Raw genomic sequence first — 332 nt, 5'->3', positions numbered from 1 at the left:
TTCTACGTCGTTTCAAATCGTTCTGTTTGATTTTATCTTTCAGCTTTTCTGAAAACTGACCAAAATATTGAACTGGTGTTGTTAATAGGTTTTTGATTCCAAGATCAACGCCTATAATTTTTGATGCCTTTGTTTTTTTATTAATCGTTTCAACAACAAGCGTGGCGTACCACTTACCATTTTTCCGGGTTAATGTAACTCCGGCACATAATTTACCGGAATTTATGACTTTTTTCCCGTAAGCATAAATATTAATTGGAATTCTAACTGGTTTACATTTTTCAAGTGTTGCAATAACCAACCAGAAATCAAACTGAGGGGTATCAGATTTT

1 protein-coding gene is annotated in these 332 nt (G+C 33.4%); it reads right to left on the bottom strand.

What is annotated here, in order from left to right:
• Positions 1-332: hypothetical protein (locus HXW94_RS19020; protein WP_218576836.1), on the bottom strand; the 332-nt coding region annotated here is incomplete at both ends.

Source organism: Desulfobacter latus (genome assembly GCF_013389365.1).
GTDB classification, from domain to species: domain Bacteria; phylum Desulfobacterota; class Desulfobacteria; order Desulfobacterales; family Desulfobacteraceae; genus Desulfobacter; species Desulfobacter latus.
This window is presented reverse-complemented; position numbering and strand designations above follow the sequence as displayed.